Here is a 14,838-nt window from a genome sequence, read left to right as displayed (position 1 = left end):
TGGTTGGCAAGCGGGCGCCGGTGACCGGCCTCCGGGCGCCGCACTGTTGAAAATTCGCATCGCACGGGAACCGAATGGCGAACGGCGCAACCTTTGGCGCATAACCCCGTTTGGCGCGGCGGAGCCTGTTCGCGACAAGGCCGAAAGGCACTTCGTGGGCTCCGACCGCATCCAGGCTCATGGGGAGGCACGGGAGCAGTTATGAAAATCACCAGGAATCATGGGGCGGCGTTGAGCGCCCTGGCGATCGCGACCTTCGGGCTCGGGGGCTGCGCGACGGAAAAGTACGTCAACGAGCAGGTGGGCGCGGTCGGCGGCAAGGTCGCCGAGCACGGTACGCGGCTGACCGCCGTCGAGGGCACGGCCCAGGAAGCGCTCGAGCGCGCCAAGGCGGCGGGCAAGCTGGCCGAGGGCAAGTTCCTCTATTCGGTGGTGATGTCGGATGACGCGCTGAAGTTCCCGAGCGGCCAGGCGACGCTGTCGCCCGAGGCGCAGACGCGGCTGACCGCCCTGGCCGAACGGCTGAAGAGCGACAACCGCAACGTCTATATCGAGGTGCAGGGCCACACCGACGACACCGGCGCCGCCGCGAACAACATGCGCCTGGGGGCCGAGCGGGCCGAGGCGGTGCGCGTGTTCCTCAATCGGCAGGGCGTGGCCCTGAACCGGCTGGCGACCATCTCCTATGGCGAGGACGCCCCGGTGGCGCCCAACAACACCTCGGCCGGACGCGCGGCGAACCGCCGGGTCGTGGTGGTGGTGCTGTCCTAGAGGTTGTTTCGGGAGCTCCGCCCTGCGCGGCGGAGCTTTCCGAGTCTGCTCACCGAACGAAGTTCGCTCGCCGGGCGAGCTCCCGGAACACGGGCGAAACGAAGGGTGACCGAATCAGCGACTCGCGCCGATTCAGTGTTTGTTCCCTACCAGCTATTGTACCTGAAGCTCGTTGGACCACAATTCGGCTCGGCCCTGCCTGGGCGGCGCGGTCGGACCGCCGGACGGAAAGAGTCTCAATTCAACAACTAACGGCGCCGCCGCCTTGACGCCGGACAGGCCTTTCGACTATATCGCCGGCTCCTCGCGCGGGTCCGCCCGCCGCACATCTCTTTCTCGCGTAGGTCATAAAGCCATGTCGCGTCGTTGCGAACTCACCGGTGTCGGTCCCATGGTCGGCCACAACGTCAGCCACTCGAACATCAAGACGAAGCGCCGCTTCTTGCCGGCCCTTTCGCCCGCCACGCTCCAGTCGGACGCGCTGGGCCAGTCCTTCAAGCTGCGCATCACCAACGCCGCGCTGCGCACCCTGGACTTCAAGGGCGGCCTGGACGTGTTCCTGGTCGGCGCTCGCGACGAGCAGCTCTCGCCGCGCGCCCTGAAGATCAAGCGCCAGCTGAAGGCGAAGCTCGCGACGCAAGCCGCGGCCTAAGCCCCACAAGGCTTTCAGAATTTCGGAAAGGCCGTCCTTCGGGGCGGCCTTTTTGTTTGCCCGCAGTCCTGTCAAGCTGGCCGTTCCAGCATCGCCTGACGGAGCTGCGCCATGAACACCCAAGTCGCCCTCGCTCTCAGCGCCGTTCTCGCGCTCGTCGCCTGCTCGCCCGAGCCGGCCAAGCAGGAACCGGCCGCCTCGCCCGCGGCGAAACTGTCCGCGAATCCGGTGGCCCGGTTCAAGATCGGAGCGCTGGACGCCGCCGCGCTGCTGGACGGGACGATCAAGGTTCCCAACGACGGCAAGACCTTTGGCCTCGGCCGTCCGCCCAACGACGTCGCCGCGGTGCTGCAGGCCGCCGGCCTGGCGACAGATTCGCTGGAGCTCAGCATCCAGCCGCTGATGGTCCGCAGCGGCGATCAGGTGCTGTTGTTCGACACCGGCGCGGCGCGGGTCGACTTCGCCCAGGGCGGCCGGCTGATCGAATCGCTGCGCGCAGCAGGGATTGAGCCGGCCCAGGTCACCGACATCTTCATCTCCCACGGCCATCCGGACCATGTTGGCGGGCTGACGGGACCCGACGGCGCGCTGGCCTTTCCGAACGCGACGATCCACATCTCCGCACCGGAGTGGGCGGCGATGAAGGCCAATCCCAGCCAGGCGGGGCTGGTCAGCGTCATGACCCCGAACGTCACCGCCTTCCATCCGGGCGCAGTGATCCTGCCTGGGCTGGTCAGCGCGCTCGAGGTCACCGGCCACACGCCCGGCCACAGCGCCTATGAGATCAGCTCCGGCGGCGAGCGGCTGATCTATATCGGCGACACGGCCCACCACTCGGTGATCTCGGTCGGCAAGCCGGAGTGGACGATCGACTACGACGGCGACGCGGCGGCGGCCCAGGCCAGCCGGCGCAACTTCCTGCAGCGGGCCGCGGCGGAAAATCTGCGGCTCTACGCGGTGCACTTCCCCTATCCGGGGCTGGGCCGGGTGAAGGCGCAGGGCGAGGGATTCGTATGGGTTCCCGAGGCTCCGCGGGCCTAGGGCGTCGATCGGCAGGGCGAGGCTCGGCCATCCCGATAACCCCCGAATCTGCCGATCGGCCATCGGCCCCCCTGCCGATAGGGCGGGTTTTGCTGCCGATAGCGGGGCGATCGGCAGGTTCTGCGCCAGGAATGGCAGGAAGCCGCCGATAGCGGGAAGACAGCCTAGGCTAGGGCGTCCAGTCGAACGCCAGCAGCAGGGTGCGCTGGACGCTTTGGAAGTTGTCGTCCGACAGCAGGTAGAATCGCACCGATCCGTCGTTGGCCGGCACCGCGGCCAGGGCCTCGAAGTTGTCGACGCTGTAGGGGCGGGCCAGGTCCAGGCGGCCGAGCTCGGCGCCCTTGGCGTCCTGGATGGTTAGGGTCACGCGGCTGCCGCGCAGCGGATCCCAGGCGCGCAGAAGCCAGGCGGTGCGCGCCTGCGGCAGGCGGGCGACGGCGACCAGGCCAAAGCCCTCCGGCTTGGTGATGGATGGGCCGGGCGTGCAGCCGGACGCGAGCTTGCAGGTCCAGGTCTGGCCGCTGTCCTCGCCGCCGACCACATAGGCGTCGGGACCGGCGGCAGGGTCGGGGCCGAGCGCCTCCATGCCGCCGTTGGCCGGGAAGGTCGCGTCGGGCGAGGGGACCGGGCGCGGCGGGCCGCCGGCGGCCGGATAGATCCAGATGCGGTGGCGCTGCTCGAAGCTGACCAGCATGTCGCCATTGGCCAGCAGGGCGAGGCCTTCGGAGTCGGCCTCCTGCTTGCCGGGCAGCGGCTTGCCGTCCTCGCCAGGCAGGGCGGTGAGCTTGGCGTCCTTCAGCCCGACCAGGCGACCGGACGCGTCGAGCACCAGACGGGCGTGGACCAGGTCGCCTTCGTCGCTGACGATGGTCAGGTCGCGGCCGTTCGTGATGGCCATGTCCGAGAGGCCGTGAAGGCGGGCGGTGTCGGGCGAGGAGAGCGCCAGGCCGCCGGCGAAGCGGAAGGCGCCGATATGGTCCTGGGCCGCGTCCTGCGGATTGAGCGGCACGGGCGTGGCGACGACGCCGATGGCCGGGCCGGCAGCGACCGGCCGATCGGGCCGGGGCGCGGCCTGGGCGCAGGCGGTTAGGGCGGCGGAGACCAGCAAGATGCTCCCCCACTGGGGGAGCTGGCGGCCGAATGGCCGACTGAGGGGGACTTTGAAGGACATGAGAGCAGTCCCCCTCCGTCTCGGCGCAGCGCGCCGATCCACCTCCCCCAAGAGGGGAGGAACTGGCGTCGCCCGACCGAGCCTCACGCCACGGCTCTCCGGACTTCCTTGAAGGTCGAGCGGCGGGCGGCGCCGCCTTGCGGGCCTTGGGTGCTGGGCGGCGGCGCGAGCAGGTTGGCGTTCTTGCGGGTGACCTTGCGGACCTCCTCGTCGAACAGCTCGGCCAGCTGGTCGACGATGACCCCGGCCAGTTGCTCGACGTCGACGATGGTCACCGCGCGGCGATAGTAGCGGGTCACGTCGTGGCCGATGCCGATGGCGATCAGCTGCACCGGGCTCTTGTTTTCGATCTCGGTGATCACCTCGCGCAGGTGGCGCTCGAGGTAGTGGCCGGAGTTCACCGACAGGGTCGAGTCGTCGACCGGGGCCCCGTCGGAGATGACCATCAGGATGCGGCGCGCCTCCGAGCGGCCGATCAGCCGCTGGTGCGCCCACATCAGCGCCTCGCCGTCGATGTTCTCCTTCAGCAGGCCCTCGCGCATCATCAGGCCGAGGTTGCGGCGGGCCCGGCGCCAGGGGGCGTCGGCGGCCTTGTAGATGATGTGGCGCAGGTCGTTGAGGCGGCCGGGCTGGGCCGGCTTGCCGGCCTTCAGCCAGTCCTCGCGCGAGGAGCCGCCCTTCCAGGCTCTCGTGGTGAAGCCGAGGATCTCGGTCTTGACCCCGCAGCGCTCCAGCGTGCGGGCCAGGATGTCGGCGCAGACCGCGGCGACCATGATCGGGCGACCGCGCATCGAGCCGGAATTGTCGATCAGGATGGTGACCACCGTGTCGCGGAACTCGGTGTCTTCCTCTTCCTTGAAGGCCAGCGAGGCGGTCGGGTCGGTGATCACCCGGGTCAGCCGCGCGGTGTCGAGGATCCCTTCCTCCAGGTCGAAGCTCCAGGAGCGATTCTGCTGGGCCATCAGCTTGCGTTGCAGCTTGTTGGCCAGGCGCGAGACCACGCTGGAGAGGCTGGCCAACTGCTGGTCCAGATAGGCGCGCAGGCGGGTCAGCTCCTCGGCGTCGCAGAGCTCCTCGGCGGCGACGATCTCGTCATGGGCGGTGGTGAACACCTTGTAGGTGGCGACCTTGGCGTCGCCCTTCAGGTCGGGACGGGCGGGCTGCTCGCCCTCGCCCATCTCCGGCGGCTCGTCGGTGTCCTCGGCGTTGGGATCATCCTCCGCCTGCATCATCTGGCTGTCGGCGTCCTCGCTCTCGCGATGGCTCGCCTCGTTCTCGTCCATGGCGGTCTGCTGGGGCGACTGGCCTTCGCCTTCGCCCTCGTCGCCGTCGTCCTGGCTCTCGGCCTCGCCGTCCTCGCTGTCGCCTTCCTCGTCGGCCTGATCGGGGGCGTCGCTGAGGTCATCGCCCATCGACAGGTCGCGCAGAATGGTGCGGGCGATCTTGGCGAACGCCTTCTGGTCGCCGAACGCTTCGACCAGCCGGTCGAGATCGGCGCCGGCCTTGCTCTCGACCTCGGCGCGGAAGAGGTCGACCAGCGGCTTGGCCATGGCGGGCGGCGGCTCGCCGGTCATCCGCTCGCGGGCCATCAGGGCGACCACGTCGGCCATCGGCGGGTTGGCCAGGGCCTCCAGCTGGTTCAGCGGCTTCTTGGCCCAGGCGTGCTCGTGCACGGCGCGCAGGTTGGCCTTCACGCCGCCCAGCGCGTTGGCGCCGACCGCCTCGATGCGGGCCTGCTCCAGGGCGTCGTAGATCGGCGCGCCGAGCGCCGAGGCGGGCCGGCCCTTGGCGTGGGCGGCGATGTCGTGGTGGGCCAGGCGCAGGGCCATCTGGTCGGCCAGGCCGCGGATGCGCGCGGCGTCGGCCGGGGTCAGGTCGCGCGGCGGATGCGGCAACACCGCGCGGTTGCCCGACAGCTGCGGGCCCTCGCCCGAATAGACGACTTCCAGGTCGGGCTTCTCAGCCAGCGAGCGCGCGGCGAAGGCCAGGGCGCGCTTGAAGGGCTCGACGGGGCTTTCCGGGTTCTTGGCCATGGGGCTTCATTTAGAACGACGGTTCGCGGTGCGCGAGAGGGAAGTGGGGGTGACGTTGGGGGAGATAGAAACCGGGGACGCCGTGGCGTCCCCGGTCTGCGCGAAGGGGGGCGTGCTTTTCGTGGGGTTCGTGGTTGAGGGCGGGACTCTAGACTGGGTCCCGGCCTCCCCCCGGATGAGCGGGGAGGTAGCTCCTTTTCCTCCCCCATCCTGATGGGGAGGGGGACCGCGCGGGGAGACTAGGCGCCGAGCTTGCCGCTCGCCCCCTCCACCACGCTGCGCGTGGTCCCCCTACCCCGCTCGCAGGGGAGGAAAGGATCGCGGTCCCGGCCTTCGCCGCCCTGATCCGGGTTCTGGGGTGCAACATCTAGGGGGCTCACCGGATACCGCCATGCTCCAGGCGGAGCTTTGCTGCAGGCCAAGCGGCGCTGCCGCGGCCTCCGATGGGGCCGGGACTTTGGGGCGTCGGCGATGGGAAAGCCGGCCATGAAGACAACCAGCAACTGGCGTGCGGCCTTGATGTTCGGCGCGGCCATGGCGCTCGCGCCCGGCATCGCGCTGGGCCAGAGCGAACCGCTCAAGGGACTGATCATCTCGCACGACGGGTCGACGATCGTCGTCCGCAGCAGCGCCGGCGACACGCCTGTCGCCCTGACCCCCTCGACCAAGGTCCGCGGGACCTCCGGCGCCCTGGGCATCCGGGGCGATGACCGCGCCCAGACCGACCTGATCCGCGGCCTGCCGGTCGAGATCGTCACGACGCAGGAGGGCTCGGTCCTGACCGCGTCGGAAGTCACCTTCAAGAACAGCGACCTGAAGACCGCGCAGCAGATCGGGGCGGGCCTGGCCAGCACCGATGAGCGGGTCACCGAGAACTCCGAACGCATCGACAATATCGGCATGCTGACGGCGGCGGGGCGCACGAAGGTGTACTTCCCGGTCGGTAGCGCCGCGATCTCGGAGCAGGGCAAGAAGGATCTGCAGGCCATTGCGAGCGACGCCAAGGCGATCAAGGGCGCCTACCGAGTGGCGGTGGTCGGCCGGGCCGACCCGTCGGGCAACGCCGCCGCCAATCAGCGGCTGAGCGCGGCCCGGGCGGCGGCCGTGAAGACCTACCTGATGCAGTCGGCCGGCATCACGCCTGAAAAGTTCATTCCCGCGGCCGCGCTGGGCTCCGCGCCAGTGGCGCAGGATCCCGATCCGCCCAAGGACGCGGCCGACGCCCGCCGGGTGACCGTGACGCTCGCGGTCAACAAGTCGGCGAAGCCGCAGTAGCGCCGGGGCGGGCGGCAAGCTCAGCGCCCGGTCTCGCCCCCTCCACCGGCTTCGACGGTCCCCCTCCCCCATCAGGATGGGGGAGGAAAATGAGCCAGGGAGGAAAAAACCCGTCAGGTCTGGACGGTCACCTTGAGGTAGGTCGCCGGGATCTCGGTGCGGGTGGCGTCGCCCTTGTTCTGGGCCGTGAACAGGGCTTCGAGCTCGGCCTGCAGGTCGGCGCGGCGGCCGTCCTTCTCGGCGGCTTCGAAGGCGTTCATGGTCGGGCCGTAGAAGTCGCGGAACACGGCCAGGAGGTCGGCCGGCGAGCCCGGATAGCGGAAGGTGTAGGTGGCGCGCTCGCAGGTGATCTTGTCGGCGGCGATCCCGGCCTGGCCGAAGCGTTCGCGAACATTGTCCTCGACGCCCCAGGTGACCGGGCTGATGAAGCCTTCCGGCGGCGGCGGGGTGTAGGCGCCCGAGATTTTCAGGACCTGGGCCACCAGGGTTGGGTCGCCGGGGATCCAGTTGCCCATGACGATGCGGCCGCCCGGCTTGGTGACGCGGACCATCTCCTTGGCGACGTCGAACGGCTTGGGCGCGAACATCGCGCCGAAGATGCTGACCGTGAGGTCGAAGCTGTCGTCGGCCACGCCCTCGAGGTTGGAGGCGTCGCCCTCCTGGAAGCTGAGGTTCGACAGGCCTTCGGCCTCAGCGCGCTTCTGGCCGGCCGCGACAAGGTTGGCGGCGATGTCGATGCCGGTGACCTTGGCGCCGCGGCGGGCCGCGGGGAGGGCGGTGGTGCCGTCGCCGCAGCCGAGGTCGAGGACGTCCATGCCGGGGCCGACGCCCAGTCCCTCGATCAGCTCATCGCCGCTTTCGCGCATGTTCGCGGCCAGGCGGGTGAAGTCGCCTTTTTCCCAAAGGGCTTTGTTCGGATTCATGGTCGGAGGCTCCCTCAGTAGCGGCGCTGTTGATAACAGCGATATGCGACCGAGGGAATTGGGGGCTCGGCCTGAGCCCGGAGCCTAGCTGCGCCCTGGGATGGTCAGGCCGCGCTGGACGGCGGGGCGGGCCAGGCCGCGCTCCAGCCACGCCGGGACGTGGACGAGCTGGTCGAAGCCGACGATCTCGCGGGCCTCGTAGAAGCCGATCAGGTTGCGCACCCAGCCGAGCAGCGAGATGTCGGCGATGGTGTAGTCATCGCCCATGATCCACGTGCGGCCGGCCAGGCGGGTCTCGAGCACCTTCAGCAGGCGCTCGGACTCGGCGCGGTAGCGCTCCAGGGGGCGCTTGTCCTCGTATTCGCGGCCGGCGAACTTATTGAAGAAGCCGAGCTGGCCGAACATCGGGCCGACGCCGCCCATCTGGAACATCAGCCACTCGAGGGTCTCGTAGCGGGCGGCCGGGTCGGCGGGCAGCAGCTGGCCGGTCTTCTCGGCCAGGTAGATCAGGATGGCGCCGGACTCGAACAGGGCCAGCGGCTTTCCGCCCGGGCCGTCGGGGTCGAGGATCGCCGGGATCTTGCCGTTGGGATTGAGCGACAGGAACTCCGGCGTCTTCTGGTCGTCGGTTCCGAAGTTGACCAGGTGCGGCTCGTAGGGGAGGCCGATCTCCTCCAGCATGATCGACACCTTCACGCCGTTGGGCGTGGGCAGGGAGTAAAGCTGCAGGCGGTCTGGATACTGGGCCGGCCAGCGGGACGTGATCGGGAACTCGGCAAGGGCTGGCGACACGGGACTCTCCTGCAACTGTGGAGAGCGCATGTATGGGTGTTGACCGCGCGCCGCTAGCCCCCGGTGAGCGAGAGCAGGTTGCCGTCAGGATCCTTGAACCAGCAGACGCCGGCGCTCCCGCCGGGCGGGGTCCAGACGCCGTCGACGTCCTGCTCCATGCCAGGGAAGCGTTCGAAGGCGACGCCCCTGGCGTGCAGCAGCGCGATGGCGGCGTGGATGTCGGTGATCTCGGGCCAAGGTAGCAGGTTCGCGGGGCGGGCGCTCGGCGGAACGGCGCCGCTCTGCCCGCGTTCGGTCCTCAGCAGATGAGGAGATTCCTATGTTGAAATGGGCGCTTATCTTCGCCGTCGTCGCTCTGATCGCCGGCGCTCTCGGGTTTGGCGGCGTCGCCGGCGCGGCGGCCGGGATCGCCAAGATCCTGTTCTTCGTGTTCCTGATCGGCTTCGCGGTGTTCCTGGTGCTCGGCTTCATGGCCGGGCGGAAGATCACCTAGGCCAAGTTCCTCCCCCGCCTGGGCGGGGGAGGAGATCAGCGCGTCAGTCCGCCGCCTTCGCCAGGTAGGCCTTGGTCTGGCTGTCGACCAGGTCGACCAGGTTGCCCATGGCGATGTTCACGTCGACCAAGTGCAGACCCCAGTCCGGGGTGACCGCGCCGGGCTTCAGGATGTCGATGCGCGGGTCGGCCGGGTCGCCGTTGACGCTCACCGCCAGATAGTTGAATCCGCCGGCGTTGACGCAGCGCGCCGACAGCAGGCCGGGGACCGAGACGAACGGGGTCTCGACATTGACGCCCTTGGCCCAGTCGGCCGGGGCGTTGCCGTTGGTGGCGGCGGCCAGGTAGCTGCGCAGCTCGCCCTTGCCGCCGGTGAGGTCGGCCGGGTTCACGCAGGCGGCCTCCATCGGCGAATTGGGCTCACGCGGCTTGCCGAACCGGGAGTTGGCCGGCGGCGGGGCGGCTTCCAGGAAGCTGACATAGGCCAGCGCGCAGCCGGTCTGATCGGCCGAATGGCAGAGCGGGATCGACTTGAAGGCCCCGGTGTCCTTGCCCTTCTCGACCGGCAGGTTGGTTCCGAGCAGCAGGGCCGAGACGAGCTGCTTCTGAGCCGGCTTGCCATCGATCTCGCTAGCGATGAGCTGGGTGAGGACGCCCGAGCCCTGGCTATGCCCGATCAGCACCACGCCGCGGCCCTTGTTCTCGTGGGCCAGGTAGTGGTTCCAGGCGTCGACCACGTCGGTGTAGCCGGTGTTGGGGCGCGGGCCGGCGAGGGCGGCCGCGGCCGGGCCGCCGACGATGGCGGCGCGCAGGGCGGTCAGGGTGAACTGCCGGTACATCGGCGCATAGACCCGGCACTTGGCGCCGAAGCGGGCCAGTTGCTGGTCGACCACCCGGCGCTCTTCGGCGTTGGGGGTCATGTCGGAAATCACGCCCGGGTCCATGGAGACGGTCGGATAGACGTAGAAGCAGTCGATCGGCGCGTTGGGATTGGCCGCCCAGGTCTCCTTGGCGACCGAGCCGTCGGCCTTGACCACGGTGGCGGTGTTGTCGACGGCGCAGGCGTCGGCGCGGCCCGGCCAGCAAAGCCAGTTCTCAGCCTTCGAGTAGTCGTTACGGGCCGGAGCAGGCTGCGACTGGGCGGCGGCGGGCGCGGCGATCGCGGAAATCATAAGGCCCGCGGCGCTGGCCGCGAGTAAGGCACGGAACATGTTTCCCCCAAGGAATCTATTATTCGCAATGGGGCGGAACATGGCGCGGGGGATGGGGTCGGGTCCAGTGCCGCAAGGAATTTTCCTCCCCCGGTTCGCAGGGAAGGAAGGATTTACGCGCGGAGCTTTTCCGGCGCGGCGGGTTCGAGAGCTTCGTCGATGGCGGTCAGCAGGCGAGTGGTCTCGATCGGCTTGGGGATGAAGCCGTTCATGCCGGCGGCGAGGTACTCGGCCACCTGATGGCTCATGACATTGGCCGAGAGCGCCAGGATCGGGGTGGGCGCGAGACCGCGCTCGGCCTCCAGCCGGCGGATGGCGGCGGTGGCTTCAACGCCGTTCATCACCGGCATCTGCACGTCCATCAGGATCAAGTCGAACTGGCCGGCGAAGAAGGCGTCGACCGCTTCGGCGCCGTTGTCGGCCAGGGTGAGGTCGATCTCGAACGGCTCGAGCATGGCGGCCAGCACCAGCTGATTGGTCGGGTTGTCCTCGGCGGCCAGGACGCGCAGGCGACCTTCGCGGGCGGCGGCGACATGGCCGGCCGGGGCCATGGCGGGGGCGACGGCGGCGCCGCGGCGTTCCAGCGGCAGCAGGACGGTGAAGGTCGAGCCCTGGCTTTCGTGGCTGTCGACGGTCATGGCCCCGCCCATCAGGTCGACCAGTTCGCGGCTGATCGCCAGGCCGAGCCCGGTGCCGCCGAACTTGCGGGTGGTGGTGGCGTCGACCTGGCTGAACTTCTCGAACAGATCGGCGTGGCGCGATTGGGGGATGCCGATGCCGGTGTCGCGCACGGCGATGCTGAGCGCCGAGCCGACGCGGCTCACGCGAACCACGATCTGGCCCTGGGCGGTGAATTTCACGGCGTTCGAGGCGAGGTTGGCCAGCACCTGGCGCAGGCGCACGCCGTCGCCGTACCAGACCCCGCGCGCGGCCTCGTCGATCTCGATGCGGAAATCGACGTCCTTCTGACAAGCGAGGTTCTCGAACGGACCGCAGGCGGCCTGGACGGCGGCCACGAGATCGAACTCGTGGTTGTCGATCTCCAGACGGCCGGCCTCGATCTTGGAGATGTCGAGGATGTCGTTGAGCACGGTCAGCAGGGTCTGGCCGGACTCGCGCACCACCTCCAGCCGCTCGCGCTGGCGCTCGGCCAACGTGTCGCCGGACATGATCTGGGTCATGCCGAGAATGCCGTTCAGCGGGGTGCGGATCTCGTGGCTCATATTGGCCAGGAACTGGGACTTGGCGACGCTGGCGGCGTCGGCCTGGTCACGGGCCTGGACCAGTTCGGCCATGGCGCTCTGCAGGGCGCGCTCGTTGCGGGTCATCGCCTCCAGCACGGTGCGAATGCGGGCGGCCAGGACCAGGACGGCGAGCAGCAGGGTTCCGACGCCCAGCACGTAGAACAGGGTGGCCCGCTGCATGGCGGCCGAAGCGACGGCCTTGGGCGTCCAGGTCAGGGCGCCGATCTGGCGGCCGTCGGCGGCGAGGATCGGCAGGCCGCCGCCTAAGCGGACCGCGGTCAGGCGCACGTCGCTGACCCGTAGGTCGCGGGCCAGGTTGGCCAGGAACGGGCCGTCGATGCGCCGGGCGGTGACCAGCAGGTGGTCGGCCTCGGGGCGCGGCTGCACCCTCGAGGTCTCGGGCACCACATTGGCGACGACCACCAGGTAGAAGGCGTCGTCCCCATGGATGATCCCGGTCTTGGTGACGGTGCCGGCCAGGCCGCGGCGGCGGGCCTCGCCGCGGGAGCGCTCAAGTTCGCGCAGCGAGGCGACCAGCGGCGCGGCGCCGCGCAGAATGGCCTCGTCGGCCTGCGGCCGAATGCGGCTGCCGTCACGCCAGGCGTAGACCGGCCGGTCGGCGCCATCGAGCACGAAGGAGGCGGCGTGGCGCATGTAGGTTTCGAAGTAGCTGCCGACATAGAGGTCGGCCCACTCAGGATCGACGCGCGGCGACAGGCGGGTATAGGCGTCGTCCCAGATCGAGGCCGAGATGACCTGGCCCACCAGCTCGTGCTCGCGCTCGCGCATGTAGTTGGAGATCAACGCCCGCTCTTCGAGCGCGTTGGCCTTGTCGACGGCCTGGGCGGAATAGTGCAGCAGGCCAAGGCCGCCGCCGGCCAGGACAACGATGATGGCTGCGGCCAGCGCACCGATCCGATTGATCGCGCGCCGGTTGCGGGTCAGGCTGGATCTCGCGACGCCGGGCATGGCCGAGGTATCGCGAGACCCCCGCTATCAAACTGTGAATTCTACCCCAAGTGCGACAACCCGCCCCAGGGTGTTACGTGCGCGTCAGCTTAGGCGACGCGCACGCGCGCCGTGGATTCCGGCAGGTCCTGACCGAAGGCGCGCTGGAAGAATTCGGCCACCGCGCCGCGTTCGAGTTCGTCGCACTTGTTCAGGAAGGTCAGGCGGAAGGCGAAGGCCAGGTCGCCGCCGAAGATCTCGGCGTTCTGGGCCCAGGTGATCACGGTCCGCGGGCTCATGACGGTCGAGATGTCGCCGTTCATGAAGGCGTTGCGGGTCATGTCGGCCACGCGGACCATCGCGGCGATGGTGCGCTTGCCTTCCGGCGTGTCGTAGTGCGGCGACTTGGCCAGGACGATCTCGGCTTCGACGTCGTGCGGCAGGTAGTTCAGCGTGGTGACGATCGACCAGCGGTCCATCTGACCTTGGTTGATCTGCTGGGTGCCGTGATAGAGGCCGGTGGTGTCGCCCAGACCGATGGTGTTGGTCGTGGAGAACAGCCGGAAGAACGGGTTCGGGCGGATGACGCGGTTCTGGTCGAGCAGGGTCAGCTTGCCCTGGGCTTCCAGGATGCGCTGGATGACGAACATCACGTCCGGGCGGCCGGCGTCGTACTCGTCGAACACCAGGGCCACGGGGCGCTGGATCGACCAGGGCAGGATGCCTTCGCGGAATTCGGTGACCTGCTTGCCGTCCTTCAGGACGATGGCGTCCTTGCCGACCAGGTCGATACGCGAGACGTGGCTGTCGAGGTTGACGCGGATCAGCGGCCAGTTGAGGCGCGCGGCGACCTGCTCGATGTGGGTCGACTTGCCGGTGCCGTGATAGCCCTGGACCATCACGCGACGGTCGTAGGCGAAGCCTGCGCAGATGGCCTTGGTGGTCTCCGGGTCGAACTTATAGGCCGCGTCGATATCCGGAACGTGGGCGTCGCGCTCGGAAAACGCCGGCACGGTCATGTCGACGTCGACGCCAAAGGTGTCGCGGACGGACACTTTCTTGTCCGGCACCAGGGCGATGAGCTTGTCGTCTTGCGTATTGGCAAAAGAGGTCATGGCGCGGTTCGATTACAAGGTTACGGGGCCGATGCAAACGGCTGTTTGTGGCTGACGTAGCGTCCAAAAGCCGGAGCCCGTCGTCTTAGACGGATTTGTGCAAGGCGTGCAGTCCGCTTGGCAAGAAATGGTGCAGTCCGCTCGCGCAGGCGCGTAAGGTTGCGCGCAAGAGCCGGATCGCCGGCCGAGTTCGGAGGAAACCATCATGGGCCAGGCGCTTGCCGACGCCGTCACCGTCACCCCTCAGGAGAGCGGGTTCGGGGCGCACGTCACCGGTCTTGACCTGTCGCGGCCGCTGGATGGCCCGACCCTGAAGGCGGTGCGCGGCGCCTGGGCCCGGCATGGGGTGCTGGCCTTTCCTGACCAGCCGCTGAGCCTGGAGCAACTCGAAGCCTTCACCCTGGAGATCGGGCCGTTCGGCGTCGATCCGTTCATTAAGCCGATGGACGGCCATCCCAACGTGCTGGAGCTGCGGCGCGAGCCGGACGAGAAGGCGACCAATTTCGGAGCCGGCTGGCACTCGGACTGGAGCTTCCAGAAGGAGCCGCCGGCCGCCACCCTGCTGCGCTCGGAGGTGACCCCGCCGGTGGGCGGCGACACCCTGTTCGCCGACTGCACGCGGGCCTACGAGGCGCTGTCGGACACGATGAAGGCGATGCTGGCGCCGCTGCGGGCGGTGCATTCGGCCACTCGCGCCTATGGCGCGCAGGGGGTGTTCGCCAAGGAGACCGAGAAGCGGACGATGGAGATCATCGTCTCGCCGGAGGCCGACAAGACGGTCAGCCACCCGCTGGTGCGCACCCATCCGGTCACCGGCCGCAAGGCGCTGTTCGTCAGCCCGGTCTACACGGTGGGAATCGAGGGCATGACGCTGAAGGAGGGCCACGCGGTTCTCGGCTTCCTGTTCGCGCACATGACCCAGGAGGAGTTCCTCTATCGCCACAAGTGGCGGCAGGGGATGCTGCTGATGTGGGATAACCGCTGCACTGTCCACTTCGCTGAGGGCGGCTATGACGGCCACCTACGGGTGATGCACCGCACGACGGTGGCGGGGGACGCGCCGGTCTAGGAGCCGCCGGCTCCAAAGACCCGGACGCCGAGGACCGAACCTTTCCGGGCGCGCCGCATTTTATCTTTAGATTGAATGATTTCTCCCACGGCGTGGGAGGC

13 protein-coding genes are annotated in these 14,838 nt (G+C 68.9%); 6 read left to right on the top strand and 7 right to left on the bottom strand.

Annotated features, from left to right (window positions below):
- Positions 1-201: 201 nt before the first annotated feature.
- The 3 genes from AC1DQJ_RS07505 to AC1DQJ_RS07495 all read left to right on the top strand — a co-directional run bounded on the left by AC1DQJ_RS07505 (position 202) and on the right by AC1DQJ_RS07495 (position 2,464).
- Positions 202-771 (top strand): OmpA family protein, encoded by a 570-nt coding sequence (locus AC1DQJ_RS07505; RefSeq protein WP_477601817.1) that lies wholly within the window; start codon positions 202-204, stop codon positions 769-771.
- A gap of 355 nt (positions 772-1,126) precedes the next feature.
- Positions 1,127-1,423 (top strand): 50S ribosomal protein L28, encoded by a 297-nt coding sequence (gene rpmB, locus AC1DQJ_RS07500; RefSeq protein ID WP_477601815.1) that lies wholly within the window; start codon positions 1,127-1,129, stop codon positions 1,421-1,423.
- Positions 1,424-1,534: 111 nt separating this feature from the next.
- Complete coding sequence (locus AC1DQJ_RS07495; RefSeq protein ID WP_477601813.1) at positions 1,535-2,464, top strand: MBL fold metallo-hydrolase; 930 nt, start codon at positions 1,535-1,537, stop codon at positions 2,462-2,464.
- Between the two features lie 169 nt (positions 2,465-2,633).
- Here AC1DQJ_RS07495 and AC1DQJ_RS07490 read toward each other — a convergent pair whose 3' ends face one another.
- Together AC1DQJ_RS07490 and cobT are read right to left on the bottom strand one after the other, a co-directional pair.
- A complete protein-coding gene (locus AC1DQJ_RS07490; RefSeq protein WP_477601811.1) occupies positions 2,634-3,572 on the bottom strand; it encodes an esterase-like activity of phytase family protein in 939 nt (312 codons plus the stop codon).
- A gap of 146 nt (positions 3,573-3,718) precedes the next feature.
- The gene (cobT, locus tag AC1DQJ_RS07485) at positions 3,719-5,668 is read right to left on the bottom strand and encodes a cobaltochelatase subunit CobT (protein ID WP_477601810.1); all 1,950 of its coding nucleotides are present in this window, start codon (positions 5,666-5,668) and stop codon (positions 3,719-3,721) included.
- A 486-nt stretch (positions 5,669-6,154) separates the two neighbouring features.
- Between cobT and AC1DQJ_RS07480 the strand changes: the two genes are divergently transcribed.
- A complete protein-coding gene (locus tag AC1DQJ_RS07480) occupies positions 6,155-6,943 on the top strand; it encodes an OmpA family protein (RefSeq protein ID WP_477601808.1) in 789 nt (262 codons plus the stop codon).
- A 113-nt stretch (positions 6,944-7,056) separates the two neighbouring features.
- On the opposite strand, the gene AC1DQJ_RS07475 is transcribed toward AC1DQJ_RS07480, so the two are convergent.
- Together AC1DQJ_RS07475 and AC1DQJ_RS07470 are read right to left on the bottom strand one after the other, a co-directional pair.
- Positions 7,057-7,866: a class I SAM-dependent methyltransferase gene (locus tag AC1DQJ_RS07475; protein ID WP_477601806.1), complete on the bottom strand. Its 810-nt coding sequence runs from the start codon at positions 7,864-7,866 to the stop codon at positions 7,057-7,059.
- Between the two features lie 84 nt (positions 7,867-7,950).
- The gene (locus AC1DQJ_RS07470; protein WP_477601804.1) at positions 7,951-8,658 is read right to left on the bottom strand and encodes a glutathione S-transferase N-terminal domain-containing protein; all 708 of its coding nucleotides are present in this window, start codon (positions 8,656-8,658) and stop codon (positions 7,951-7,953) included.
- Between the two features lie 319 nt (positions 8,659-8,977).
- Here AC1DQJ_RS07470 and AC1DQJ_RS07465 point away from each other — a divergent pair, with 319 nt between their 5' ends.
- Positions 8,978-9,151, top strand: a complete 174-nt coding sequence (locus AC1DQJ_RS07465) for a DUF1328 domain-containing protein (protein ID WP_477601802.1) — start codon at positions 8,978-8,980, stop codon at positions 9,149-9,151.
- A 43-nt stretch (positions 9,152-9,194) separates the two neighbouring features.
- On the opposite strand, the gene AC1DQJ_RS07460 is transcribed toward AC1DQJ_RS07465, so the two are convergent.
- The 3 genes from AC1DQJ_RS07460 to cobS all read right to left on the bottom strand — a co-directional run bounded on the left by AC1DQJ_RS07460 (position 9,195) and on the right by cobS (position 13,668).
- The gene (locus tag AC1DQJ_RS07460) at positions 9,195-10,361 is read right to left on the bottom strand and encodes a DUF3089 domain-containing protein (protein ID WP_477601800.1); all 1,167 of its coding nucleotides are present in this window, start codon (positions 10,359-10,361) and stop codon (positions 9,195-9,197) included.
- A 113-nt stretch (positions 10,362-10,474) separates the two neighbouring features.
- Positions 10,475-12,574: an ATP-binding protein gene (locus AC1DQJ_RS07455; protein WP_477601798.1), complete on the bottom strand. Its 2,100-nt coding sequence runs from the start codon at positions 12,572-12,574 to the stop codon at positions 10,475-10,477.
- 89 nt (positions 12,575-12,663) lie between these two features.
- On the bottom strand, positions 12,664-13,668 hold the full coding sequence (cobS, locus tag AC1DQJ_RS07450; RefSeq protein ID WP_477601796.1) for a cobaltochelatase subunit CobS: 1,005 nt from the start codon (positions 13,666-13,668) through the stop codon (positions 12,664-12,666).
- A gap of 205 nt (positions 13,669-13,873) precedes the next feature.
- Here cobS and AC1DQJ_RS07445 point away from each other — a divergent pair, with 205 nt between their 5' ends.
- On the top strand, positions 13,874-14,737 hold the full coding sequence (locus AC1DQJ_RS07445) for a TauD/TfdA dioxygenase family protein (RefSeq protein ID WP_477601794.1): 864 nt from the start codon (positions 13,874-13,876) through the stop codon (positions 14,735-14,737).
- Positions 14,738-14,838 lie beyond the last annotated feature (101 nt).

Source organism: Phenylobacterium sp. P4_E10, from assembly GCF_056401675.1.
This window is presented reverse-complemented; position numbering and strand designations above follow the sequence as displayed.

Coding starts and splice junctions, on each gene's coding strand:
- AC1DQJ_RS07445 (WP_477601794.1), top strand. CDS start 13,874: ATGGGCCAGGCGCTTGCCGACGCCGTCACCGTCACCCCTCAGGAGAGC.
- AC1DQJ_RS07480 (WP_477601808.1), top strand. CDS start 6,155: ATGAAGACAACCAGCAACTGGCGTGCGGCCTTGATGTTCGGCGCGGCC.
- AC1DQJ_RS07475 (WP_477601806.1), bottom strand. CDS start 7,866: ATGAATCCGAACAAAGCCCTTTGGGAAAAAGGCGACTTCACCCGCCTG.
- AC1DQJ_RS07455 (WP_477601798.1), bottom strand. CDS start 12,574: ATGCCCGGCGTCGCGAGATCCAGCCTGACCCGCAACCGGCGCGCGATC.
- rpmB (WP_477601815.1), top strand. CDS start 1,127: ATGTCGCGTCGTTGCGAACTCACCGGTGTCGGTCCCATGGTCGGCCAC.
- AC1DQJ_RS07465 (WP_477601802.1), top strand. CDS start 8,978: ATGTTGAAATGGGCGCTTATCTTCGCCGTCGTCGCTCTGATCGCCGGC.
- cobS (WP_477601796.1), bottom strand. CDS start 13,668: ATGACCTCTTTTGCCAATACGCAAGACGACAAGCTCATCGCCCTGGTG.
- AC1DQJ_RS07460 (WP_477601800.1), bottom strand. CDS start 10,361: ATGTTCCGTGCCTTACTCGCGGCCAGCGCCGCGGGCCTTATGATTTCC.
- AC1DQJ_RS07505 (WP_477601817.1), top strand. CDS start 202: ATGAAAATCACCAGGAATCATGGGGCGGCGTTGAGCGCCCTGGCGATC.
- cobT (WP_477601810.1), bottom strand. CDS start 5,668: ATGGCCAAGAACCCGGAAAGCCCCGTCGAGCCCTTCAAGCGCGCCCTG.
- AC1DQJ_RS07495 (WP_477601813.1), top strand. CDS start 1,535: ATGAACACCCAAGTCGCCCTCGCTCTCAGCGCCGTTCTCGCGCTCGTC.